The sequence below is a fragment of the Falsiroseomonas algicola genome, assembly GCF_011040385.1.
Lineage (GTDB): Bacteria > Pseudomonadota > Alphaproteobacteria > Acetobacterales > Acetobacteraceae > Falsiroseomonas > Falsiroseomonas algicola.
The window spans coordinates 203,265-227,440 of record NZ_JAAIKB010000008.1; the positions used below are offsets into that span (position 1 = coordinate 203,265).

A 24,176-nucleotide genomic window follows, 5' to 3' on the forward strand; every position below is an offset into this window, starting at 1 on the left:
ATCCCGCTGGATTTGCTGCCAGGATGCGGGCCAGCGCAGCTTTTCACTCAAGGATGGCCCTGAGATGGCGAAATCCACCATCGAGCTGGATGCGACGGATCGCCGCATCCTGCGCGCCCTGCAGCGCGATGGCCGCATGGCCGTGACCGCGATCGCGGAGCAGGTGGGGCTTTCCGCCACCCCCTGCCTGCGGCGTATCAAGCGGCTGGAGGAGACGGGCGTGATCGCCCGCTACGCCGCGGTGGTCGACCCGGCCCGCGTCGGCCTGCCCATCCAGGCCTTCGTGCAGGTGGCGCTGTCGTCCCACGCGGAGGATGTCGCTTCCGCCTTCCACAAGGCCCTGGCGGCGCGGGAGGAGGTGATCGCGGCCTACGCCATGAGCGGCGGCATGGACTACATGCTGCATGTCATGGCGGCAGATTTCGACGCCTATGCAGAGTTCGCGCTGAAGGCGCTGCTGCGCATGCCGGGGGTGAAGGAGACGCGGAGTTCCTTCGTGCTGACGGCCCTCAAGCCACCCGGCGCGCTACCCCTGTAGAACGCCCCACAAAACCGCTTCGCAGTTTTGCGGGGACCCCGGATTGGTGCCGGTCCTCCACGGTTGCACTGCGTTGCCGCGGCAAAGCCGCGGCGCCGCCCGGCCGCCATCCCGCCTGCGCTGACCTTGCCGGCTAAAGGCGCGCCAGCACGCCCTTCGCCGCCGCGACGCCGGTGGCGAAGCAGCCTTGCAGCAGGTAGCCGCCGGTCGGGGCCTCCCAGTCCAGCATCTCGCCGCAGGCGAAGGTGCCGGGCATCGCCTTCAGCATGAAGTTCTCGTCCAGCGCCTCCCAGGCCAGGCCGCCGGCGGAGGAGATGGCGCGCGCCAGGCCCGAGACGCCGGTGACGCGGAGCGGCAGCGCCTTCACCAGCGCGGCGAGGTCGCCCCGCCCCGCGCCACCCGCATGCAGCGCTTCCTGCACCAGGCCGATCGCGACGGGCGACAGGCCGGCGGCCTTGCGCAGCATGGTGGAGACCGATTCGGCCCGCCCCCGCGCGCCCAGCTTCTCCGCGACCGACGCCGCGGTCAGATCCGGGCGGAGGTCGATGGAGAGCATCGCAAAGCCGTCCCGCGCCACCGCATCCCGGATCGGGCCGGACAGCGCATAGATGGCGCCGCCCTCCAGCCCGTCGCGCGTCACCACCGCATCCCCACGGGCGGTGGCGCCTTCGAAGGTGATCGCGATCCGCTTCACCGCCGCACCCTCATGCTTCGCCAGCAGGGGCGCAGACCAGGGCAGCGTCACCCCCATGTTGGAAGGCGCGAAGGGCAGGACCGGCACGCCGGGCAGCAGCGCCGGCCAGGCGCCATCGCTGCCGAGCCGCGGCCAGGAGGCGCCGCCCAGCGCCAGCACGACGGCCTTCGGATGCAGCGCCGATTCCTCGGTCGAGAAGCGCCATCCGCCATCGGCATCGCGGCCGAGCCAGCGGCTGCGCGGCCGCACCTCCACGCCCATCGCCGCCAGCCGCCGCAGCCAGGCGCGCAGCAACGGTGAGGCCTTCATGCCCTGCGGGAAGACGCGGCCGCTGCTGCCGACCAGGGTCGGGATGCCGAGTCCCTCGCACCAGGCGATCAGCGCGGCCGGCGGGAAGGCGCGCACGGCGTCCAGCAGCGGCGCCGCCGCCGGCGCATAGCGCGCGAGGAAGGGCTCCAGCGGTTCCGAATGCGTCAGGTTCAGCCCGCCCCGCCCGGCCATCAGGAATTTCCGCCCGACCGAGGGCATCTGGTCATGCACCACGACGCGAAGCCCGGCCTGGGCGAGGGTTTCGGCCGCCATCAGGCCCGCGGGGCCGGCGCCGATGACGATGATATCGGGGGTCATGCCGGCTTTCTGACCGGGATGAGCCGGGTTATCCAGAGGCAGGTCAGATCGGCTGACCTGGTTCGGAGGGTTCGATGGCGTCTGTCCTGGTCACCGGCGGTGCCGGCTTCGTCGGGCTGAACCTGCTGGAGGCGCTGCTCGGCCGGGGCGAGTCGGTCGTGGCCTTCGGGCGGGAGGAGGCGCTGCCGCCGGCCGCCGCCACCGCCTTCGCCAGGCTGCCGGGCCAGCTGACCCTGGTGCAGGGCGACGTGATGGACGCATCGGCGCTCAAGGCGCTGTTCGCCGCCCACCGCATCGACCGCATCTTCCCCTTCGCCGCCATCACGGCGGGCCCGGCGCGGGAGGCCTCCGTCCCTGGCGCCATCATCGATGTGAACCTCAAGGGCCTGATCGCGACGCTGGAGGCGGCGCGGGATGCCGGGGGCGTGAAGCGCGTGGTGCTGCCCTCCTCCGCCGCCGTCTATGGCGAGGCCGCCTATGACCATGCGCTGCTGGACGAGGCGACGACGCCCTGCGTGCCGATTAGCCTCTACGGCGTGACGAAATACGCGGTGGAGCGCGCCGGGCTGCGGCTTGCCGGGCAGTGGGGGCTCGATGCCGTCGCCGCGCGCATCGGCGCCACCTTCGGGCCGTGGGAGCGCGATACAGGGGTGCGGGACACGCTGAGCCCGCACCTCGCCATCGCCACCGCCGCTCGGGAAGGGCGGGAGGCCGTGCTGCCCGCGACCGTGCATGGCTATGACTGGGTCTATGTGCGGGACCTCGCGGCCGGGCTGCTGGCGCTGATGGAGGCGGAGGCGCCGGCGCATCGCGTCTTCAACCTGGCCTCCGGCCGCGACTGGGCGCCGCATCTCGACGGCTGCTGTGCCGAGATGGCGCGGGCCCTGCCCGGATTCCGCTGGCGGCGCGCTGCGGCTGGCGAAACACCGGGCATCACCTTTCCGGAAATCCGCCCTCGTGGCGTGATGCATATCGGCCGGGCGCGCGGCCTCGGCTGGGCGCCGCGCTTTGCGCCGGAAGCCGCCTATGCCGATTATGCCGCCTGGATTGCCGCTGCCTGACCCTTCCCGGGGTTGCGATCACGCTTACCTCCCCTGTGACGCTCGCGAGGATGCCCATGCCCGATACCCTCCCCTTCGATCCCACCCGCCTGAAATTCGGCATCGGCCAGCCCGTCCCCCGCGCCGAGGACCCGACCCTGCTGACCGGCCGCGGCCGCTATACCGATGACATCGCCCTCCCCGGCCAGCTCTGGGCCGTCATGGTCCGCAGCCCCTATGCCCATGGCGTGATCCGCGGCATCGACACCACGGCGGCCCGCGCCATGCCGGGCGTGGCGGGCGTCTGGACCGGGGCGGATCTCGTCTCCGCCGGCTTCGGCCCGATGAAATGCGCCATGCCGCTGAAGAACGCGGATGGCACGCCGCTGCGCAGCACGCAGCGCCTGCCGCTGGCGACCGACCGCGTCCGCTATGTCGGCGATCCCGTGGCCTTCGTCGTCGCCACCACCAAGGCCGAGGCGAAGGATGCGGCGGAGGCCGTCGAACTCGACATCGATGCACTGCCCGCCGTGACGCTCGCCTCCGCCGCCGCCGCGCCGGATGCGCCGCAGCTTTACGACGACATCCCGGGCAATGAGGTGCTGGATTTTCGGCACGGCGACCGCGAGGCGGTGGCCCGCGCATTCTCCGAAGCCGCCCATGTCACCAAGCTCTCCATCCGCAACAACCGCATCGTCGTCTGCGCGATGGAACCGCGCAGCGCGATCGGGTCCTTCGAGGATGGCCGCTACGTGCTGCGGGTGGGCTGCCAGGGCGTCTTCGGCCTGCGCAACCAGCTGGCCAACGAGATCCTGAAGGTCCCGACCGACAAGGTCCGCGTGCTGACCGGCAATGTCGGCGGCAGCTTCGGCATGAAGGCGAACGCCTATCCCGAATATGCCTGCCTGCTGCATGCCGCGAAGGAACTCGGCCATCCCGTGAAGTGGACGGATGAGCGCAGCGGCAGCTTCCTGTCGGACCAGCATGGCCGGGACCATGAGGTCGAGGCCGAGCTGGCGCTGGACAAGGACGGCCATTTCCTCGCGGTGCGGCTGACCAGCTTCGCGAACATGGGCGCCTTCCTCTCGCCCGTCGCGCCGCTGATGGGCACGGCGAACTTCATGAAGAACGTGCAGTCCAACTACCGCACGCCGCTGATCGAGGTTTCCACCCGCAGCCTGGTGACGAACACCACGCCCGTCTCCGCCTATCGCGGCGCCGGGCGGCCGGAAGGCAACTACTTCATGGAGCGGCTGATCGAAGCCGCCGCGGTGGAGATGGGGATCGATGCGGTGGAGATCCGCCGCCGCAACCACATCCGGCCCGACCAGTTCCCCTATTCCGCGGCCTCCGGCAGCGTCTATGACGGCGGCGACTTCACCGCCGTGCTGGAACGCACGCTGCAGGAAGCCGACCTGCCCGGCTACGCCGCGCGCAAGGCGGCGAGCGAGGCGCGGGGCATGCTGCGCGGGCGCGGCATCGGCAATTTTCTTGAGTGCACCGCGCCGCCGACCAAGGAACAGGGCGGCATCCGCTTCGACGAAGAGGGCACGGTGACGATCATCACCGGCACGCTCGACTACGGCCAGGGCCATTGGAGCGCCTTCGCGCAGGTGCTGCACCAGAGCCTCGGCGTGCCCTTCGAGAAGGTGCGGCTGCTGCAGGGCGATTCCGACCAGCTGATCGCGGGCGGCGGCACGGGCGGGTCGAAGTCCATGATGGCGTCGGGCGCGGCGATCCTGGAGGCCTCCGCCCTGGTGATCGAGAAGGGCCGCGAGGCCGCGGCCTGGGCACTGGAAGCGGCACCCTCCGACATCGAATACGAGCCGCATGCCGAGGGTGGCCAGGGGCGCTTCAGCATCGCGGGCACCGACCGCGGCATCGGCATCATGGACCTGGCCGTGAAGCTGCGCGGCGCGAAGGGGCTGCCGGAAGGGGTGCCGAACACGCTCGACGTCACCCACGTCTTCGACCAGGCGCCGCAGGCCTATCCGAATGGCTGCCATGTGGCGGAGGTGGAGATCGACCCGGATACCGGCATCGTCACCGTCGATCGCTACGTCACGGTCAACGACTTCGGCGTCATGGTGAACCCGCTGCTGGTCGCGGGCCAGGCGCATGGCGGCATCGCGCAGGGCATCGGCCAGGCGCTGATGGAGAATGTCAGCTTCGGCGAGGATGGGCAGCTGCTGACCGGCAGCTACCTGGACTATGCCCTGCCCCGCGCCGGCGACCTGCCCGATATCGGCTTCGTCAGCCACGCGGTGCCGGCGACGACCAACCCGCTCGGCGCCAAGGGCTGCGGGGAGGCCGGCTGCGCCGGCTCGCTGCCGGCGGTGATGAACGCGATCGTGGACGCGCTCTCCGCGCATGGCGTGCGGCACATCGACATGCCGGCGACGCCGGAGCGGGTGTGGCGGGCGATCCACGCGGGGTGAGGTCACCCGAGTTGCCGTGATCCCCCACCCCGACCCTCCCCCGCAAGCGCGGGGGAGGGAGGGGCCATTACGCCCTCCCCCGCGCTTGCGGGGGCTTGCGGCGCTGCTGCGAGGCCGAAGGCTGGTCGGGGTGGGGGCTGTGGAGTTGTGCCCCCTACCCCGCCGCTCGCAGCACGCTGCGCCAGACGCGCAGGAAATTCCCCGACCACAGCAGGCCGATCTCCCGCGCGCCATAGCCGCGGCGGTGCAGCTCCTCCGTCACCGCGCCGGTCGTGCTGGCATCCATCCAGCCGGGGAAACCGCCGCCGCCATCGAAATCCGATGACAGCCCGACATGGTCCAGGCCGATGCGCTGCACGGCGTGGTCCACGTGATCGACATAGTCGCGGATGGTGGCGCGCGCATGGCCATCCGGCCCCGGCGCCACCAGGAAGCTCGGCACCGCCGTGATCTGGATCAGCCCGCCGCAATCGCGCAGCGCGCGCAACTGCTCCACATCCAGGTTGCGGGGATGCGGGCGCAGCTCGTGGCAGCAGGCATGGGTCGCGACGACGGGCGTGGTGGAGAGCGACGCGGCCTCCAGCATCGCGGGCTTGGCGACATGGGATACATCGACCATCAGGCCCACGCAATTCATCTCCCGCACCGCGGCGCGGCCGAGCGCGGAGAGGCCGCCATGCAGGGTCGGCCCATCGCCCAGCGCGGGCTTGGGCCGCGCGGAGTCGGACAGCGCGTTGTGCCCGTCATGCGTCACGGTCAGGTAGATCGCGCCGAGTTCCCGCCACCGCGCCAGGCGCGAGAGGTCCTCCCCCATCGCATAGCCGTTCTCGACCGCCAGCAGCACGGCAAGGTCGCCGGCCTCGGCGCAGGCTTCCAGCTCGTCGGGCGTGGTGACGAGGCGGCGGCGCATCGGCGTCTCGCCCGCCGTGCCGCGCAGCGCGAGCAGCATCGCCTCCGCGCGGGCGCTGGCCGCGGCATGGCCTTCGGGCGTCAGCGGGCCCTGCGGCACATAGGCGATGAAGACCACGGCCTTCAGCCCGCCGGCACGCATCTTGCCGAAATCGACGCAGCGCGTGGTGGCCGTTGCCGGGTCCGACATCGCCGGCCAGGGGATGTCCACATGCGTGTCGAGCGTCAGCGTCTCCGCATGGATCCGTGCCGCGTCGGCGTCATTCATCATTGTCGTCACACTCGCTTCGGATTTCGCGCGAGGCTGTGTCTGGCGACGGAAAGCGTCAACCTCTTCGACACAATTCGGGTGTCACACTGGCCGACAGGCGGGTGTCCTTGCGATTTTCGCAGTCGTGCAACCGCCCGGGTACGCTCCGGCCTTGTATCGAGCACGCTCCCTCCCCATCCCTTCCAGGCCGCGGGGGGAGCCGCGGTGGCCGACGCGTCGCCCCTGGCGCGGTTCGATAGCAGGAGAATGCGAGACATGGCGGATACGGGTAGGGATCGGCAGCCGGAGGCGGCGAAAATCCGCGCGCTGCGATCCATCGCCGACCTGGCCGGGGACGGCCTGGCGGAGCGCATGCGCATCGATGCCGCTGCCCGCATCCTCACCATCGCGCGCCGCGCGGTGACGCTGAAGCTGGACGCCGCCGGGCCGGTGGAGCCCATCGTCTCCGACCTCGCCCTGCGCTGGGACCCCAGCACGACCACGGCGACCGAATACCTGGAAGCACTGTCGGTCCAGCAGCTGGATGCCTTCCTGGCCGCGGCGCCGCGCTGGGCGGCCTCCGTCCGCGCCGCCAATGCGGAACTTGCCGACCAGCGTCGGGTGGCCTGACGCCGCCTAACCCGCGCGCGCCTCGTCGATCAGGGCGAGCATGCGGCGGACGGCACTGCCGATCCCCTCGAAGACGCTCTGGCTGATCAGGAAGTGGCCGATGGACACCTCGGTCACCTCCGGGATCGCGGCGACGCCGCCGACGCAGCCATAATCCAGCCCGTGGCCGGCGTGGCATTGCAGCCCGGCCCCCACCGCCACCGCGGCACCGGCGCGAAGCCGCGCCAGATGCGGCGCGCGCGAGTCCGGCGCCGCATCGGCATAGAGGCCCGTGTGGAGTTCGACGCAGGCCGCGCCGAGTGCCGCCGCGCGCTCGATCGGCGCGGCATCGGCCTCCACGAAGAGCGAGGTGCGGATGCCCGCGCCGTTGAGGCGCTTCAGCGCCTCCGCCAGGAAGGGGCCGGCGTTCAGCACATCCAGCCCGCCCTCGGTGGTCAGTTCCTGCCGCTTCTCCGGCACCAGGCAGACGGCATGCGGCATGACGCGCAGCGCGATCGCCACCATCTCCTCAGTCGCCGCCATCTCAAGGTTGAGGGGCGCCGCGACCTCGGCCTTCATCCGCTCCACGTCGCGGTCGCGGATGTGGCGCCGATCCTCCCGCAGATGGATCGTGATGCCCTCCGCCCCCGCCTCGATGCAGGCCTGCGCGGCCGCCACGGGATCGGGGAAGTGGCCGCCGCGGGCGTTACGGAGCGTCGCCACGTGGTCGACATTGATGGACAGGACCAGATGGTTCACGGGCGGGTGGCCTTTCCTCTTGTCTCGGCGATCTCCGCCGCCATGCGCAGCGCCGCGACCAGGCTGCCGGCATCCGCCTGGCCGCGGCCGGCGATGTCGAGCGCGGTGCCGTGGTCCGGGCTGGTGCGGACGATCTTCAGGCCGAGCGTGACGTTCACGCCGCCATCCATGTCGAGCGTCTTGATCGGGATCAGGACCTGGTCGTGATACATGCCGAGCACGCAGTCATAGGTGGCGCGCGCCCGCGGCGTGAACAGGGTGTCGGGCGGATAGGGGCCGCGCGCCTCGATCCCTGACGCGCGCAGCGCCTCGATCGCCGGGGCCACGACCTCGATATCCTCGCGCCCCATCGTGCCGGCCTCCCCCGCATGGGGGTTGAGGCCCGCGATGGCGAGGCGCGGGCGCGCCAGGCCGAAATCCCGGGCGAGTGCGGCGGCGACGATGCGGCCATGCTCCACGATCAGGTCGGTGGTCAGCGTGGCCAGCGCCGCGCGGAGCGAGAGGTGGACGGTCACCGGCACCACCCGCAGCCCGGGGCAGGCCAGCATCATCACGGGCGGCACGCCATCGCCCGCCAACTCCCCCAGGAACTCCGTATGCCCGGGATGCGGGAAGCCCGCGGCGGTCAGCACCGATTTCTGGATGGGGTTGGTCACGACGCCGCCCGCGCGCCCGGCCAGGGCGAAGGCCACCGCCTGTTCGATGGAGGCAATGACGGCGGGGGCATTGGCGGGGTTGAGCACCCCCGGCAGCACGGGCGCGGCGAGCGGCAGCGGCAGCACGGGCAGCGCCTGCGGGAAGGCGGCGGCCGCCTGCTCCGGCACCTCGATCAGCGCCACGGGGGCGTCCTTCACCAGGGCCGGGTCGCCGATCAGGAAGAAGGCCGGCCCCGCGGCGCGCACCGCCCACCAGGCCTTGGCCGCGATCTCGCCGCCGATCCCCGCGGGCTCCCCCATGGTGAGGGCCAGCGGGGGGCCCTGCACCCTCCCGTCCTGCACGATCATCCTCCGTCGGCGTGAAGGGCCTCAAAGCACCCGGCGCGCCCGCCGTCACCCCCGGCGACCCGATCCGCGGCTTGATCTGGCGCAAGCCGGGCCGGCGGCAACCATGCCATGGTGGGACATGATCGCGAATTGCCTGCATGACCTGACCGCCATCGGCCCGGGCGGCCTTCCCGTGGTGGCGATGGCCCTGTTCCTGGCGGGGCTGGCGGGCGGGCTGACGCATTGCGCGGCCATGTGCGCGCCCTTCGTCATCGCCCAGGCCAGCGCGGCCACCGGCACCGGCGGCACGCTGTCGCGCCTCGCGGGGGCGGCGCTGCTGCCCTACCACGCCGGGCGGATCGTCGGTTATTCGACTCTCGGCGCCGTCAGCGGGCTGGCGGCGGGGGCGCTGAACCAGGTCACGGGGCTGCGCCATGTGCTGGCCGCCCTGCTGCTGGCCGCCGCCGTCCTGATGGCGCTGCAGGCCCTGCAGCGCCTGCCCGGACGCTGGCGCCTGGCGCACGCCCCCCTGCTTCCCCGCCGGCTGGCCGGGGCGACGGAGGGCCTGACGGCCTGGCTGACCGCCAGCATGGGCGGCCTGCTGGCGTCGCCCGGGGGCAGGCGCGGCTTCGGGCTCGGCCTGCTGCTCTCCGGCCTGCCCTGCGGGCTGCTCTATGCCGCGCTCGCCGCCGCGGCGGCGACGGGCAGCGCGCTGGCGGGGGCGGTGGCGATGCTGGCCTTCTGCCTCGGCACCATCCCCTCCCTCGTGGGGGTCGCCTTCCTCGGCCGCTTCTTCCTGCGTGCGCTCGGCCCCCGGCTGCAGGTGCTGGGCGCCGCGCTGTTCGCGCTGAATGCCGTGGTGCTGGCCGGCGCGGCGCTGCGGCTGGCCGCCTGACCGGCGCCCCGTTGACGGGGTATCAACCCGACATCGGCCTTATGGCGGGGCCACCAGGATGGGGCCCGCTTGATGTCAGTGGTGGTGACCGGCGCGGTGCCGGCCACGATCTTCGAGAATGCCCGACCCGCCGACTGGTCCGCCACCCTGGCCCTTTCCGCCGGGGTGCTGGACGTTGCCCTGACGGGTGACGGCGCCCAGGCCTTCTCCGCCACGCTGGAGGCATCGGGCACCCGCATCCGCCTCGCCCCCGCTGCCGTCTTCGATGCGGAAAGCCTGGGCGAGGGCTTCGTCTTCCGCTTCGGCCTGTCCGTCCGGACCACTTCGGGCTGGGTCGCGCTGCCCGCCACCTACGCGGTGCAGCTGGTCGGCATCGACGACACGCCGCCGCAGAACCTCCGCTTCTTCAGCGGCGGCGTCGTGCTGGCCACCGATGTCGGCGCCGATATCGGCATCCTGGCCGCGGATGACCCGGACAGCGCGGGGCCGCTGGAATACAGCGTCGCCTGGCCCGATTCCGCCTGGTTCGAGATCATCGGCACCACGCTGCGCCTGAAGCCGGGCATCGACCTGGTCGGCCAGGGCGGCACGGTGCGGGAGGTGATGATCGAGGTCTCCGATGGCCGGAACCTCTCGGCCTTCACCATCGCCGTCACCATCCTGGCGCCCGGCCCCCTGCCCGCCTTCACGGTCACGGACGGCACCAATGCCGCCGAGTCGATCGCCGGTGGCGCCGGGGCCGATGCGATCTTCGGCCATGGCGGGAACGATACCGTCGCCGCGGGCGCCGGCAATGACAGCCTGGCCGGCGGCGCGGGCGCCGACAGCCTGGACGGCAGCACCGGCAACGACACCCTGCTGGGCGGCGACGGCAATGATTCGCTGCTGGGCAATACGGGCACCGATTCCATCGATGGCGGAGCGGGCAACGACATCGTCATCAGCGGCGGCGGCGCCGATACCGTGCTTGGTGGCACGGGGAACGATACCCTGCGCGGCGGGTCCGACGCCGATCGCCTGCTGGGCGAGGACGGCAACGACATGCTGGATGGCCAGTCGCAGTCGGATACGCTGGATGGCGGCGCCGGCGCGGATTCCCTCTCCGGCGGGTCGGAGGCGGATTCGCTCCGCGGCGGGCCAGGTGCCGACACGCTGGATGGCGGGACGGAAGCGGATGTCCTGGACGGCGACGCGGATGATGACTGGCTGATCGGCGGGGACGGCGACGACACGCTGGCCGGAAGCGACGGCAACGATGGGCTGAACGGCGGCGCAGGCAATGACATCCTGGATGGCGGCACCGGCGCCGACACGCTTTCCGGCGGCGATGGGCTCGATACCCTGCAGGGCAACGATGGCCATGACTGGCTGGATGGCGGGAATGGCGCCGACAGCCTGCTGGGCGGCGCGGGCAACGACACCTATGTCCTCGGCGTCGGCGACAGCTGGGCGGAATTACCGGGTGGCGGGACCGACGAGATCGTCACCGCGGGCGCGATGACGATCCCCGAGGAGATCGAACGCCTGCGTGCCGCCACCGGCGCGGGCGACATCGCCCTGTTCGGCGCCGCCGGGGGGGACAGCCTGTTCGGGAATGAGGGCGCGAACGCGCTCTCGGGCGGGGCCGGCAACGACCTGGCGGATGGCGGGGATGGCGCCGATTCGCTGGCGGGTGGCACGGGGGATGACGCGCTGCTCGGCGGATCCGGCGCCGATACGCTGGATGGCGGCGCCGGAGGGGACCTGCTGGCAGGCGGCGATGGTGCCGATTCGCTGAACGGCGGCGATGGCGCGGATCGCGGCTTCGGCGGTGCGGGGGCGGATACCCTGCTGGGCGGGGCGGGAAACGATAGCTTTTCCGGCGGCGAAGGCGACGATCTCGGCTATGGCGGCACGGGGCGGGATGTGCTGGCGGGCGGCGCCGGCCATGACAGCCTGGACGGCCAGGACGGCGCCGATTGGCTGCAGGGCGATGCGGGCAACGACCTGCTGGTGGCGGGCGCCGGCGGGGGGGATGAGCTGCGCGGCGGCGCGGGCAACGACACGCTGGATGCCCGTGCGGCGGACAGGCTGGGATCGTTGCTGATCGGCGGCGCGGATGACGATGTCTATCTGATCGATTCGACGCGCGACCTGGTGGTGGAGGAGCCTGGCGGCGGCACGGACTGGGTGCAGGCCGACCTGACCGGCGGCGGCTACATCCTGCCCGCCCAGGTGGAGAACCTGCTGCTGCTGGGCACCCTGGTCACCGGCCAGGGGAATGCGCTGCCGAACGTCATTCGCGGCAACGCGGCCGCGAATCTTCTGCTGGGCCTGGGTGGCGCGGATACGCTGGCCGGCGGCGGCGGCGCCGATACGCTGGCGGGCGGCGCGGGCAACGACCTTTTCCTGATGGAGACCGGCGGCGGGCATGACCGCGTGACCGACTTCACCCGGGGCGAGGACCGGCTGGGCGTGCCGGCCAGCCTCTACGCCTCCTCCGCCGCCGTCCTGGCGGCCTTCCAGGCCAGCGCCGATGGCGCCCTGCTGGCGCTGGGTTCGGGCCACAGCGTGCTGCTGCTGGGCGTGTCGCCGACGACGCTCGGCGCCGCCGACATCGTGATCCTCTGACTACCTGACGACGTCGCGATAGGCATGCCAGGTCGCATGCCCGATCAGCGGCAGCACCAGCGCGATGCCGAAGAAGAAGGGCACCAGCGCCATCGCCGTGAACACCACGATCAGCCCGGCCCAGAGCGCCATGGCCCGCCAGTTGCGGGTCACCGCGGTGACGGAGACGACGACGGCTTCGAAGGCCGAGATGTCGCGGTCGATGATCATCGGGATGGAGACGGCGGAAATGGCGAAGGAGACGCAGGCCAGGACGAAGCCGAAGCCCGTGCCGATGATGAGGAAGGGCAGCAAATTGTCGGAGCGCAGCATGGCGATCGGCAGCGTCTCGATCGCCGGCGAGAAGCCGAGGCCGAAGAACAGCGCGAAGAGCAGCCCCGCGATGCGGATCCAGAAGAGATGGATCAGCAGCAGCGCGGCACCGATCAGCGCGAGCTGCGTGCCGTTGCGGCGGAAGGCGGAGGCGCAGGCCATGAAGCTCGTCTCCTCCCCCGCCTCGCGCCGCCGGCTGACCTCGTAGAGCCCGGCGCCCAGCAGCGGCGCCACGACGAAGAAGCCCGCCGTGGCCGGCAGGATCGCCCAGGCGCTGCCGAGTTGCAGCAGCACCACCACCAGCGCCCAGCCCGCGACGACGATGGCGCCGCCATAGACGAAGCCGAGATGCGGCACCGCCATCAGGTCCTGCCACCCGGCCGCGAGCCACCGCCAGGGCCGGTCATTCGGCACCAGGACGATGTCGGGCATCCTGGTCTTCGCCATGGGCGCGGTGTCGCCGCTCATCGTCTGGGTTCCATCTTCCGGGGGCGCCTTCCTCGGCCGCGACCATAGCGGCACGACCCCTCCCCGGGAATTGATCCGCATCAAGGACGCCCACACTGGGAAGCTGTCATCTCCCCCCCACAGCGCCGGTCCGATCGCGACCGTGGCGTGCGCAGGGGAGACTGATGCGATGGCTGTAGCAGGCTACGCCGCGAACCAGGCCGGAACGGCCACGGTTGCGCGGCACGAGCCCTATGTGGAGGCACCGATCCGTGCCTTCGCGATTGCAACCGTCTTCTGGGGAGTCGTCGGCTTCCTGGTGGGCGTCGTGATCGCTTCGCAGCTGGCCTGGCCGCTGCTGAACCTCGATCTCGAATGGACGACCTTCGGCCGCTTCCGGCCCGTCCACACCAGCGCCGTGATCTTCGCCTTCGGCGGAAACGCGCTGTTCTGCACCAGCCTCTACGTCGTGCAGCGCACCTGCCGCGCACGGCTCTTCGGCGGCGAGAACATGGGCTGGTTCCTGTTCTGGGGCTACCAGTTCGTCATCGTCACCGCGGCACTCGGCTATGTGCTGGGCGTCACCCAGGGCAAGGAATATGCCGAGCCCGAGTGGTACGTGGACCTCTGGCTGACGGTCGTGTGGGTGCACTACCTCATCGCCTTCGGCGGCACGATCCTGCGGCGGGAAGAGCCCCACATCTACGTGGCGAACTGGTTCTACCTGGCCTTCATCGTCACCGTCGCCATGCTGCATATCGGCAACAACCTGGCGCTGCCCATCACGCTCGGCCATGCGAAGAGCTACGGCGCGGCGTCCGGCGTGCAGGATGCGATGATCCAGTGGTGGTACGGCCACAACGCGGTGGGCTTCTTCCTGACCGCGGGCTTCCTCGGCATGATGTACTACTTCATCCCGAAGCAGGCGGAACGGCCGGTCTATTCCTACCGGCTGTCGATCGTGCACTTCTGGTCGCTGATCTTCCTCTACATCTGGGCCGGCCCGCACCACCTGCACTACACCGCGCTGCCGGACTGGGCGCAGACGCTCGGCATGGTGTTCAGCGTGATGCTGTGGATGCCGAGCTGGGGCGGCATGATCAACGGGATCATGACCCTCTCGGGCGCCTGGGATAAGCTCCGCACCAATCCCGGCCTCCGCTTCTCCGTCACCGCGGTCGGCTTCTACGGCATGTCCACCTTCGAAGGGCCGGTCATGTCCATCAAGGCGGTGAACGCGCTGTCGCACTACACCGACTGGACCATCGGCCATGTGCATAGTGGCGCCATGGGCTGGGTCGGCTTCGTCACCTTCGGCGCGCTCTACTGGCTGTTCCCGCGCCTCTGGGCGAAGAAGGGCCTGTACAGCGAGAAGCTGGTGTCCTGGCACTTCTGGATCGCGACGCTCGGCATCGTCCTCTACATCACCGCGATGTGGGTGTCGGGCATCCTGCAGGGCCTGATGTGGCGCGCCTATGACGAGCTCGGCTTCCTGCAGTACAGCTTCATCGAGACCGTGGCCGCGATGCACCCCTACTACGTGATCCGCGTGCTGGGCGGCGTGCTCTACCTCAGCGGCGCGCTCATCATGGTCTACAACCTCTGGATGACCGTGACCCGTGGCGAGAGCGAGGAAGCGGCCGCGCTGCCCGTCGCCTCCGCCATGCCCGTCCCGGCTCCGGCCGAATAAGGAGGACCGGGCAATGCGCTGGTTCAACCACGCCATCATCGAGAAGAACCTGATCCTGATGGGCGTGCTCACGCTCATCACGGTCTCCATCGGCGGCCTCGCGCAGATCGTGCCGCTCTTCACGGTGGAGAGCACGATCGAGCGTGTGCAGGGCATCCGCCCCTACACGCCGCTCGAGCTGATGGGCCGCAACATCTACGTGCGTGAGGGCTGCTACACCTGCCACAGCCAGATGGTGCGCCCCTTCCGCGACGAGCTGGAGCGCTACGGCCACTACAGCCTGGCGGCGGAGAGCATGTACGACCACCCCTTCCAGTGGGGATCGAAGCGCACGGGTCCCGACCTGGCGCGCGTCGGCGGCCGGTATTCCGATGACTGGCACGCCGCGCATCTCCGCAGCCCGCGCGCCGTGGTGCCGGAAAGCATCATGCCGCCCTACGCCTTCCTCGACCGGCCGCTGGCCTATGGCGACATCGCCGACCACCTGCGCGCGCAGCGCAGCGTCGGCGTCCCCTACACGGACGAGATGATCGCCAATGCCCGCGCCGACCTGGAGACGCAGGCGCGCCCCGACCGTGACGCGGCTGGCTTCGGCACCCGCTACGCCCGCGCCCGCCAGGGCGTGTTCGACGGCAATGCCGGCGTGGTGACGGAGATGGATGCGCTGGTCGCCTATCTGCAGATGCTCGGGACGCTCGTCCGCTTCAGCGACGTGACGCCCGACCAGCTGCGCCAGCAGTGAGGGACGGCGCCATGAACCTCGTCGCGCTGCAACCGCTCTTCTCCACCCTCTGGGTGGTCTGGTTCTTCGTCCTGTTCACCGGGATCCTGATCTACGTGCTGGCTCCCAAGCGCAAGCGAGGCTTCGACGAGGCGGGGGACATCCCCTTCCGCGACGACCCGCGCGACCGCCTGTCCTGAGGAGTGTGACACCATGCCCACCAAGATCGAGAAGGACAGCCTCACCGGCACCGACACCACGGGCCATGAGTGGGACGGGCTGAAGGAACTGAACACGCCGCTGCCGAAGTGGTGGCTCTACGTGATGTACGCGACCATCGCCTTCGCCGCCGTCTGGGTCGTGCTCTACCCCGCCTTCCCTTTCCAGGGCGCGACGGGCGTCACGGGCTGGATCGCGCGGGAAGCGGTGGTCGGCGATGTGCGCGCCGCGCAGTCGCGGATGGAGCCGATGCTGGCGCGCATCCGGGCTTCCGACCCGAAGACCATCGCGGCGGATCCGGAACTCCGCGCCTTCGCGGTGGCCGGCGGACGCACCGCCTTCGCCAACAACTGCGCGGGCTGCCACGGCGCCGGCGGCCAGGGTGCGCAGGGCGGGTTCCCCTCGCTCGCCGATGACGACTGGATCTGGGGCGGCACGCATGACGCGATCCGCCACACCATCGCGAACGGCGTCCGCGCCGGCGAAAGCGACGAGGAACGCACCAGCCAGATGCCGCGCTTCCTGGCCGATGGCGTGCTGACCCTGCCGCAGGTCAACGACACGGCGGAATACGTCCTCTCCCTCTCCCGCCGCTCCACCGATGCGGCGGCCGCGGGGCGTGGCGAGGCGCTCTACGCCGAGAACTGCGCCGCCTGCCATGGCGAACGTGGCGAGGGCAACCGGGATGTCGGCGCGCCGCGCCTGTCGGACCAGATCTGGCTCTATGGCGGCGACAAGGCCTCCATCGCGCGCAGCATCGCCTATGCCCGCGCAGGCGTGATGCCGGCCTGGGGCCAGCGGCTCGACCCCGCCATCGTCAACATGCTGGCGGTCTACGTCCACGCGCTGGGCGGCGGCGAGAACTGAAGCAAGGCCAGGACAGGGACAATGAGCACGATCCAGCCGCCCGATCGCCTGAAGCCCGCGGCGAAGACCGAAGGGACGCAACAGGCGGCGGCACCGACCTCGCTCTACGCGGATCGGCAGAAGGTCTATCCGAAGGCCGTGAAGGGCCCGGTGCGCCGGGCGAAATGGGCTGTGCTCATCCTGTGCCTGGCGCTCTACTACCTCGTGCCCTGGCTGCGCTGGGATCGTGGTCCCGGCGCGCCGGACCAGGCGGTGCTGGTCGATATCGGCAATGGCCGCCTGTTCTTCTTCTTCGTCGAGATCTGGCCGCAGGAAGTCTACTTCCTGACGGGCCTGCTGGTGCTGGGCGCCATCGGGCTCTTCGTGGCGACCAGCCTCTTCGGCCGCGTCTGGTGCGGCTTCACCTGCCCGCAGACGGTCTGGACGGATCTGTTCATGTGGGTGGAGCGCGTCATCCAGGGCGACCGCAACGAACGCATGCGGCTCGACAAGCAGCCCTGGACGCTGGAGAAGCTGCGCAAGAAGGGCCTGACCCATGCGGCCTGGCTGCTGATCGCGGCGGCCACCGGCGGCGCCTGGATCATGTACTTCAACGATGCGCCGACCGTGACGGTGGATCTGCTGACCGGCGGCGCCTCGCTCGACGTCTATTTCTACTTCGGCCTCTTCACCACCACGACCTATGTGCTGGCCGGCTGGGCGCGGGAACAGGTCTGCACCTACATGTGCCCCTGGCCGCGCTTCCAGGCCGCGATGCTCGATGAGAACTCCCTCGTCGTCACTTATCGCGACTGGCGGGGCGAACCGCGCGGCAAGGCCAAGGCCGATGGCATCGGCGATTGCGTGGATTGCCAGGCCTGCGTGAATGTCTGCCCGACCGGCATCGACATCCGCGATGGCCAGCAGCTGGAATGCATCGGCTGCGGCCTCTGCATCGATGCCTGCGACGACATCATGAAGCGGCTCGATCGCCCGACCGGGCTGATCGCCTTCGAGACGCTGTCGAACCTTGCCGCCTCCACCGCCGCGACCAAGGCGCTGCCGCCCTCCCGCGCCCGCTGCGCCACGGGGATGGAGGTGCGCCGCGTGCCGCGCTTCATCCGGCCGCGCACCCTGCTCTATGCGGGCATGCTGGGCGCCGTCATGGCGGTGATGCTCGGCGCCTGGCTGCTGCGGCAGACCGTGACGCTGTCGGTGCTGCGGGATCGCGCGCCGCTTTTCGTCACGCTGTCCGATGGCGGCATCCGCAACGCCTATACGCTGAAGATCGCCAACAAGGACCGCGACATCGCGAGCTACGCGCTGGTGCTCGACTCCCGCACCGCGCTGCAGATGCAGGTGCAGGAAGCGCCCACCACCGCGCCGGGTGACCGCCCGATGGTGACGACGCGGCCCGACGGCATCACGCAGTGGCGCGTGCTGCTGACGCAGCCGCCCGGCACGCCGACCCGCACCTCCATCCCCGTCACCTTCCGCCTGGTCGATGGCCGGGGCCGGACGGTGGTCAGCGAAAGCAGCATCTTCCTGGGGCCCGAAAGCCGATGAGCGACATGGTCATCAAGCCCGCCCTTCCACGCGACCGCTGGATCCCCTGGGTCTTCGTGGGCGGCATGCTGCTGGTCGTCGCGGTGAATGCGGTGCTGGTCTTCTTCGCCCTCACCACCTTCACCGGCGTCACCACCGGCAAGGCCTATGATCGCGGCCGCGCCTACAACCACGTGATCGAGGCCGCGGCGCGGCAGGAGGCGCTGGGCTGGCGCGCCGATGTTCAGCTGCGCGGCAACAGCCTGGTCGTCACCATGGCGGATCGCGGCGGCGCCGCCCTGCCCGGAAGGCTGGAGGGCCGCCTGCTCCGCCCGCTGGAGGGCACGACCCAGCCGCTCGACTTCGCCGCCACCGCCACCGGCAGCTTCCGCGCCGAGACGGGCACGCGGGTGCCCGGCCAGTGGGATGCGGTGCTGCGCTTCTTCGGCCCGGGTGGAGAGGTGCTCGATATCCGCCAGCGCATGGTGCTGCCATGAACGCCCTTCTCCGCCCGGTCGAGGCTGCCTCCCCCGGCGTATCGCGGGCCCGCTGCGCGCATTGCGGCGCGGACCTCGCGCCCGGCCAGGGCGAGTTCTGCTGCCATGGCTGTGCTGCCGCCCATGCGCTGGTGCGCGGCCTCGGCCTGACGGCCTTCTATGCGCGACTGGAAGGTGCAGCCGGCGCGCTGCGCCCCGCCGAGGTCCCGCCCGCCGTCGATTTCGCAGCCCTCGCCCGGGCGGAATCCGATGGCACGCAATCGCTCGATCTCATGGTCAGCGGGCTCTCCTGCGGCGCCTGCGTCTGGCTGATCGAACAGGCGCTGGCGGCGGAGCCCGATGTGGTCCGCGCCCGCGTGAACCTCACGGCCCGGCGCCTGTCGCTGCGCTGGCGCGGCGATGCCGATCGTGCCCGCGCACTCGCGGGACTGGTGGCCAGGCTCGGCTTCCGCATCGCGCCCTGGTCCCCCGCCTGCCTCCGGGCGACGGAGGATGAGGAGGGGCGGCAGCTCATCCGCGCGCTCGGCATCGCCGCCTTCGGGTCGATGAATGTCATGCTCGTCTCCGTCGCCGTCTGGGTCGGCGGCGACATGGGGGAACACACCCGCGCGCTGATGCATTGGCTGGCGGCGCTGTTCGGCCTGCCGACCGTGCTGGTGGCGGGCATGCCCTTCTACCGCTCCGCCTGGCACGCCATCCGCAGCGGCCGCGGCAACATGGACCTCGCCGTCTCGCTCGGCGTGCTGGCCACGACCGCGATGAGCCTCAGCGAGGCCATCCGCAACGGCCCCTATACCTGGTTCGATGGCGCGACCGCGCTGCTGGCGCTGCTGCTGGCCGGCCGCGTGCTGGACCGCGGCATGCGCCGCCGCGCCCGCCAGGCCGTCGCCGAATTGCTGGCGCTGCAGGATGGCAGCGTGGAGCTTCGCCTGCCGGATGGATCGACCCGCGCCGTGCCGGTCGGCAGCGTGCTGGCCGGCGACAGGCTGCTGGTCGCGACCGGCGACCGGTTGCGGCTGGATGGCGTGGCGGCGCAGGAGGTGCTGCTCGACACCAGCGCCACCACCGGTGAATCCCTGCCCCGCCGGATCGAGCCCGGCGAGCCCCTGATGGCCGGCGCGGTCAACATGGGCAGCGCCTTCACCCTGCGCGTCACCGCCGCGGCGAAGGATGGCTCGCTGGCATCCTTGGCCCTGCTGGTGGAAAAGGCGGAGCAGGGCCGCGGCCGCTTCGTCTCCATCGCCGACAAGGCGGCGCGCTGGTACGTGCCGATCATCCACGCCGTCGCTGCCATGACCTTCCTCGGCTGGTGGCTCGGCGTCGGCGTCACCTGGCAGGCAGCGCTGGTGCCGGCCGTGGCCTCGCTGATCGTCACCTGCCCCTGTGGCCTCGCCATCGCGGTGCCGGCGGTGCAGGTCGCGACCGTCGGCGCGCTGTTCCGCCGCGGCGTGCTGGTGGCCTCCGCCACCGCGCTGGAGCGCCTGGCCTCCGCCGACCATGTCGTGCTGGACAAGACCGGCACGCTGACCATGGGCCACCCGGCGCTGGTGGAGGAGCCGGGGCTGGACCGCGCGGCGCTGCGCCGCGCCGCCTCCCTCGCCCATGGCAGCCGCCATCCGCTGGCGCAGGCGCTGTTGCGCGCCTGCCCGGATGCGCCGCTGCTGGACGGGGTGGAGGAAGTGCCGGGCAGCGGACTCCGCCACGGCGCGACGCGCCTCGGCAGCGCGTCCTTCTGCGGGATCGAGTGCCACGCCGATAGCGGCATGACGCTCTACCTGGCGGAGGAGGGCGCCGCCCCCATCGCCTTCCGCTTCGCCGACGAACTGCGGCCCGATGCGGCGCGCGTGGTGCGGGAACTGCAGGAGCTGGGCCTGACGACGGAGCTGCTGTCCGGCGACGGCGCCGGCGCGGTGGAGGACGCGGCCGCCGCCACCGGCATCGGCCCCTGGCAGGCCCGCGCGACGCCCGCCGACAAGGCCGCGCGGATCGAGGCGCTGTGCCAGCAGGGCAAGCGCCCGCTGATGGTGGGCGATGGCATCAACGATGCCGCCGCCCTCGCCTTGGCGCATGTCTCCGCCAGCCCCGCCACGGGCACCGACATCGCGCAGGCGACATCGGACCTGGTGCTGCGCGGCGACGGCCTCTCGGCCCTGCCCGCCGCCATCCGCGCCGCGCGCAAGGCTCAGCTGCTGGCGAAGCAGAACATCGCCTTCAGCCTGGCCTATAATGTGGTGGCCGTGCCCGCCGCCGTGCTGGGCTTCGTGACGCCGCTGATCGCCGCCCTGGTGATGGCGAGCAGCTCCATCATCGTGATCCTGAATGCCCTGAGAGCGGGCAAGGAGGCGCGCCTGTGAACGCCCTGGTCTTCCTGGTGCCGGCGGCCCTGTTCCTGGGCCTGCTTGCGCTCGGCCTCTTCCTCTGGACGCTGCGCAACCGCCAATACGAGGATCTCGATGGCGCCGCGTCCCGCATCCTGTTCGACGACCAACCCCCGAAGGAGTCCCGCCGATGATCTACTTCCTCGTCTTCTCCGCCCTGATGTCCGTCATCGGCCTGGCCGCCGCCGCCGCGGCGCAGGAGATCGGCCTGGCCATCTTCGGCTATGGCCTGTTCGGCTTCGGCGTGCTGTTCGCGCTGTTCCTGGTGAAGCGGCATTTCGATGCCGCGGATGCTGCCCGCCACTGACCGGGCGTCACTGAGGGCGCGGCATCGTCCCGCGCCGCGTCACGCGGCGCGGGATGGCGGCGGCCTCAGGCCGCCGCGCGCTGTTCCGCGGTGCCGTAGGCGCCGCGTTCGCCGGGCACCGGCACCAGCCGGTCCGTCAGTCCCAGCACCGTCTCCGCGCCGCCGAGATACAGGATCCCGTCCGGGTTCAGCCGCTTGGCCAGCGCGTCCAGCACGCGGGTCTTGGTCGGCGCGTCGAAGTAGATCAGCACGTTGCGGCAGAAGATCGCGTCGAACTTGCCGAGTGCCGAGAGGTCCGCCAGCAGGTTCCGTTCCTCGAACCGCACCATGGCGGCCAGGTCCGGGTTGATGCGCCACTTCGCGCCATCCTGCTTGAAGTACTTCACCAGCGACCGGATCGGCAGGCCGCGCTGCACCTCGAACTGCGTGTAGACGCCCTGCTTCGCGCGCGTCAGCACATCGCCGGAGATGTCGGTGGCCAGGATCTCCACCTTCGGCCCCGGCCGTCCGGCCAGCGCATCCGCCACCAGCATGGCGATCGAATAGGGCTCCTGCCCCGTCGAACAGGCGGCCGACCAGATGCGCAGCGGCGCGGAACGGCCCGGCGCCAGCAGGCGCGGCAGCAGCTTCGCCAGGTGGTCGAAGGGCTTCCCGTCCCGGAAGAAGCTGCTCTCATGCGTGGTCAGTGCTTCCACCACCGCGCGTTCCAGCTGCTCGTCCGGCCGCGCCTTCAGCTTCGCACCCAGCGCGCCGATGGAGGCCAGGCCGAATTTCTGCAGCACGGGGCCGAGGCGCGTTTCCAGCAGATAGGCCTTGTCCTCCGTCAGAACGATGCCCGACCGGCGACGCACCACACCCGCGACATCAGCGAATCCGTCACTGCTCATGTGCGCCTCCCATTCCCGCCAGCAGCGACGATGCGCTCCGCGATATCCTCGATACTCGTCACCGCCGCGGCGATTCCCGCCTTGGCGACCGCCCCGGGCATGCCCCAGACCACGGAACTTGCCTCATCCTGCGCCAGCACCTGGCCGCCCGCCGCCACCAGGGCGCGGCTGCCGGCCAGGCCGTCGCTGCCCATGCCGGTCAGGATCGCCGCCAGGACCTTGCCCTGGCATGCCGCGACCACGCTGCGCAACAGCGGGTCCACCGCCGGGCGGCAGAAATTCTCCGGCGGGCCGTCCGACAGCTGCGCCACGAAGCCCTGCCCGGCATCCTTGACCAGCAGATGCCGGTCCCCGGGCGCCAGGTAGAAGCGGCCGGGCAGCAGCGCCTCCCCGTCCTTCGCCTCGCTGCAGGGCAGCGCGCCGATGCGGTTGAGGTGGTCGGCCAGCAGCGTCGTGAACCCCGCCGGCATGTGCTGCACCGCCACCACCGGCACGCCGAGCGGCCGGTTCAGCCGGGCCACCAGCGCCGCCAGCGCCTGCGGCCCGCCGGTGGAGGAGCCGATGGCGATGATGCGCGGCTTCAGCGTGCCCGCCGCCGCCGCGACGCCGAGTGCCGGCGCCAGGGGCACCGCCATCCGCGGCATGGCGGTGGGAATCGCCGGCCCGCGCCGGCGCATGCGCGCCCAGCCCTTCACCTTCGCGACCAGCTCCGCCTGGAACTGCCCGCCATTCATGCCGCCGGCCGCGGCCGTGGGCTTCGGGACATAGTCCACCGCGCCGGCGCGCAGCGCCTCCATCGTCGCCTTGGCCCCGCGCTGGCTGAGCGCGCTGGCCACGATGATGGAGGTTTCCGGCGCCACCCGCAGCAGATGCGGCAGGGCGGTCATCCCGTCCATCCGCGGCATCTCGAGGTCCAGCAGGATCACCTGGGGGCGATCCGGCGCCTTCATGGCGGTGAGCTGCGCCACCGCCTCCGTGCCATCGGTCGCCTTGGCGATCACCTCGATCCCAGGGTCGCTCGACAGCATGCGGCTCATGACAGCGCGCGCCGCGGCGCTGTCATCGCAAAGCATCACGCGGACGGGGCTGTTCAGCGTCACGCGGCCGCCGCCTGGATGAGGCCGAGCTGTTCCAGCTTGCCCCCGATGATCTCCGCATCGAAGGGCTTCATGACGTATTCCTGCGCGCCCGCCTCCAGCGCCTCCATGATGCGGTCGAAGCCGCATTCGGTGGTGCAGAGCACGATGATGGGCTCGCCCGGGCCGAATTCGGCGCGCGCGGCACGCAGGAAGGTGATTCCGTCCATGACCGGCATGTTCCAGTCCAGCATCACCAGTTCGGGCATCGCCTCGCGGCAGGCCTCCAGCGCCTTGGCGCCGTCCTCCGCCTCCCGCACCTGGAAGCCGAGGCTTTCCAGGATCCGGCGCTGCGCCTTGCGCACCACCCGGCTGTCATCGACCACCAGGCAGCTGCGGGCCACCGGCACGGCATTGTTGCTAGTCATCGGCCACCACCAATCGTGAGGATGCGTTCCACATCTAGCACGATCAGAAGCTGCCCATCGCGCCGATGGACACCTTTCGACACTTCTCGCCAAAGCGGGTCCAATGTCGGGGGATTGGGCGCGCTGTCCTCGGACCGCAGCGGCACCACCTCCCCCACCCCATCGGCCAGCATGCTGTAGAGCTCCCCGGCCATCTCGACCACGATGCTCATGGGCTGCTGGTCCGCCGGGCGCGGGGTCAGGTTCAGCCGCCGGCGCAGGTCGATGGCGGTGACGATGCGGCCGCGGAGGTTGAGGCTGCCCGCCACCTCCGGCGGCGCCAGCGGGATGCGGGTGATGGTCTGCGGGCCGAGCACGTCCCGCACCACCAGCACCGGGACGCCACAGGTCTGTCCCGCCACCGTCAATGTCAGGAACAGGTCGGCATCGACGATGCTCGACTGGGTCGACTGGGTTTGCACCGTTTCCTCC

At 71.0% G+C, this 24,176-nt stretch carries 24 protein-coding genes; 15 read left to right on the forward strand and 9 right to left on the reverse strand.

Annotation, left to right across the window (positions count from 1 at the left end; genetic code table 11):
- The first annotated feature begins 64 nt into the window (after window positions 1-64).
- Window positions 65-538, forward strand: coding sequence for an Lrp/AsnC family transcriptional regulator (locus tag G3576_RS19865; protein ID WP_164696176.1), 474 nt, complete (start codon window positions 65-67; stop codon window positions 536-538).
- Between the two features lie 133 nt (window positions 539-671).
- Here the strand turns inward: G3576_RS19865 and G3576_RS19870 are convergent, their stop codons facing one another.
- Window positions 672-1,859 (reverse strand): BaiN/RdsA family NAD(P)/FAD-dependent oxidoreductase, encoded by a 1,188-nt coding sequence (locus tag G3576_RS19870; RefSeq protein ID WP_164696177.1) that lies wholly within the window; start codon window positions 1,857-1,859, stop codon window positions 672-674.
- Window positions 1,860-1,933: 74 nt separating this feature from the next.
- On the opposite strand from G3576_RS19870, the gene G3576_RS19875 reads away from it, so the two are divergent.
- Window positions 1,934-2,920 (forward strand): NAD-dependent epimerase/dehydratase family protein, encoded by a 987-nt coding sequence (locus G3576_RS19875; RefSeq protein ID WP_164696178.1) that lies wholly within the window; start codon window positions 1,934-1,936, stop codon window positions 2,918-2,920.
- A gap of 56 nt (window positions 2,921-2,976) precedes the next feature.
- Entirely contained in the window at window positions 2,977-5,337 is a 2,361-nt protein-coding gene (locus G3576_RS19880) for a xanthine dehydrogenase family protein molybdopterin-binding subunit (protein WP_164696179.1), read from the forward strand.
- 154 nt (window positions 5,338-5,491) lie between these two features.
- Here the strand turns inward: G3576_RS19880 and G3576_RS19885 are convergent, their stop codons facing one another.
- Window positions 5,492-6,514, reverse strand: coding sequence for a dipeptidase (locus G3576_RS19885; RefSeq protein ID WP_164696180.1), 1,023 nt, complete (start codon window positions 6,512-6,514; stop codon window positions 5,492-5,494).
- Between the two features lie 258 nt (window positions 6,515-6,772).
- Between G3576_RS19885 and G3576_RS19890 the strand changes: the two genes are divergently transcribed.
- Entirely contained in the window at window positions 6,773-7,126 is a 354-nt protein-coding gene (locus G3576_RS19890; protein WP_164696181.1) for a hypothetical protein, read from the forward strand.
- A gap of 6 nt (window positions 7,127-7,132) precedes the next feature.
- On the opposite strand, the gene G3576_RS19895 is transcribed toward G3576_RS19890, so the two are convergent.
- Both G3576_RS19895 and pdxA read right to left on the reverse strand, forming a co-directional pair.
- A complete protein-coding gene (locus tag G3576_RS19895) occupies window positions 7,133-7,864 on the reverse strand; it encodes a pyridoxine 5'-phosphate synthase (protein WP_456237349.1) in 732 nt (243 codons plus the stop codon).
- Window positions 7,861-8,847, reverse strand: a complete 987-nt coding sequence (gene pdxA / locus G3576_RS19900) for a 4-hydroxythreonine-4-phosphate dehydrogenase PdxA (protein ID WP_328729391.1) — start codon at window positions 8,845-8,847, stop codon at window positions 7,861-7,863. Before pdxA ends, G3576_RS19895 begins: the two co-directional genes overlap by 4 nt.
- 124 nt (window positions 8,848-8,971) lie before the next feature.
- On the opposite strand from pdxA, the gene G3576_RS19905 reads away from it, so the two are divergent.
- Together G3576_RS19905 and G3576_RS19910 are read left to right on the forward strand one after the other, a co-directional pair.
- A complete protein-coding gene (locus tag G3576_RS19905) occupies window positions 8,972-9,742 on the forward strand; it encodes a sulfite exporter TauE/SafE family protein (RefSeq protein ID WP_164696183.1) in 771 nt (256 codons plus the stop codon).
- Between the two features lie 72 nt (window positions 9,743-9,814).
- A complete protein-coding gene (locus tag G3576_RS19910) occupies window positions 9,815-12,352 on the forward strand; it encodes a calcium-binding protein (RefSeq protein WP_164696184.1) in 2,538 nt (845 codons plus the stop codon).
- On the opposite strand, the gene G3576_RS19915 is transcribed toward G3576_RS19910, so the two are convergent.
- A complete protein-coding gene (locus tag G3576_RS19915) occupies window positions 12,353-13,132 on the reverse strand; it encodes a DUF2189 domain-containing protein (protein WP_164696185.1) in 780 nt (259 codons plus the stop codon).
- Window positions 13,133-13,301: 169 nt separating this feature from the next.
- On the opposite strand from G3576_RS19915, the gene ccoN reads away from it, so the two are divergent.
- From ccoN to G3576_RS19960, 9 genes are read left to right on the forward strand one after another with little or no spacing between them, the layout of a single operon-like run.
- The gene (gene ccoN, locus G3576_RS19920) at window positions 13,302-14,801 is read left to right on the forward strand and encodes a cytochrome-c oxidase, cbb3-type subunit I (protein ID WP_164696186.1); all 1,500 of its coding nucleotides are present in this window, start codon (window positions 13,302-13,304) and stop codon (window positions 14,799-14,801) included.
- A 13-nt stretch (window positions 14,802-14,814) separates the two neighbouring features.
- On the forward strand, window positions 14,815-15,543 hold the full coding sequence (gene ccoO, locus G3576_RS19925; protein ID WP_164696187.1) for a cytochrome-c oxidase, cbb3-type subunit II: 729 nt from the start codon (window positions 14,815-14,817) through the stop codon (window positions 15,541-15,543).
- Window positions 15,544-15,554: 11 nt separating this feature from the next.
- Entirely contained in the window at window positions 15,555-15,722 is a 168-nt protein-coding gene (locus G3576_RS19930; RefSeq protein WP_164696188.1) for a cbb3-type cytochrome oxidase subunit 3, read from the forward strand.
- Between the two features lie 13 nt (window positions 15,723-15,735).
- Entirely contained in the window at window positions 15,736-16,608 is an 873-nt protein-coding gene (gene ccoP, locus G3576_RS19935) for a cytochrome-c oxidase, cbb3-type subunit III (protein ID WP_164696189.1), read from the forward strand.
- 21 nt (window positions 16,609-16,629) lie between these two features.
- A complete protein-coding gene (gene ccoG, locus G3576_RS19940; protein WP_164696190.1) occupies window positions 16,630-18,153 on the forward strand; it encodes a cytochrome c oxidase accessory protein CcoG in 1,524 nt (507 codons plus the stop codon).
- Complete coding sequence (locus G3576_RS19945) at window positions 18,150-18,629, forward strand: FixH family protein (RefSeq protein ID WP_164696191.1); 480 nt, start codon at window positions 18,150-18,152, stop codon at window positions 18,627-18,629. The genes ccoG and G3576_RS19945 overlap by 4 nt, the downstream gene beginning before the upstream one ends.
- On the forward strand, window positions 18,626-20,983 hold the full coding sequence (locus G3576_RS19950) for a heavy metal translocating P-type ATPase (protein ID WP_164696192.1): 2,358 nt from the start codon (window positions 18,626-18,628) through the stop codon (window positions 20,981-20,983). The genes G3576_RS19945 and G3576_RS19950 overlap by 4 nt, the downstream gene beginning before the upstream one ends.
- Window positions 20,980-21,141 carry a cbb3-type cytochrome oxidase assembly protein CcoS gene (gene ccoS, locus G3576_RS19955; RefSeq protein ID WP_164696193.1) on the forward strand — a complete coding sequence of 54 codons (162 nt, stop codon included), beginning with the start codon at window positions 20,980-20,982 and terminating at the stop codon, window positions 21,139-21,141. The genes G3576_RS19950 and ccoS overlap by 4 nt, the downstream gene beginning before the upstream one ends.
- Window positions 21,138-21,314, forward strand: coding sequence for a hypothetical protein (locus tag G3576_RS19960; protein WP_164696194.1), 177 nt, complete (start codon window positions 21,138-21,140; stop codon window positions 21,312-21,314). Before ccoS ends, G3576_RS19960 begins: the two co-directional genes overlap by 4 nt.
- Before the next feature lie 65 nt (window positions 21,315-21,379).
- Here the strand turns inward: G3576_RS19960 and G3576_RS19965 are convergent, their stop codons facing one another.
- The 4 genes from G3576_RS19965 to G3576_RS19980 are packed head-to-tail and all read right to left on the reverse strand — an operon-like array spanning window position 21,380 to window position 24,166.
- Entirely contained in the window at window positions 21,380-22,201 is an 822-nt protein-coding gene (locus G3576_RS19965; RefSeq protein ID WP_164696195.1) for a CheR family methyltransferase, read from the reverse strand.
- Entirely contained in the window at window positions 22,198-23,301 is a 1,104-nt protein-coding gene (locus tag G3576_RS19970; RefSeq protein WP_328729397.1) for a protein-glutamate methylesterase/protein-glutamine glutaminase, read from the reverse strand. The genes G3576_RS19965 and G3576_RS19970 overlap by 4 nt, the downstream gene beginning before the upstream one ends.
- Window positions 23,298-23,705, reverse strand: a complete 408-nt coding sequence (locus G3576_RS19975; RefSeq protein ID WP_164696196.1) for a response regulator — start codon at window positions 23,703-23,705, stop codon at window positions 23,298-23,300. The genes G3576_RS19970 and G3576_RS19975 overlap by 4 nt, the downstream gene beginning before the upstream one ends.
- Window positions 23,702-24,166, reverse strand: coding sequence for a chemotaxis protein CheW (locus G3576_RS19980; RefSeq protein WP_164696197.1), 465 nt, complete (start codon window positions 24,164-24,166; stop codon window positions 23,702-23,704). The genes G3576_RS19975 and G3576_RS19980 overlap by 4 nt, the downstream gene beginning before the upstream one ends.
- Window positions 24,167-24,176: the final 10 nt, after the last annotated feature.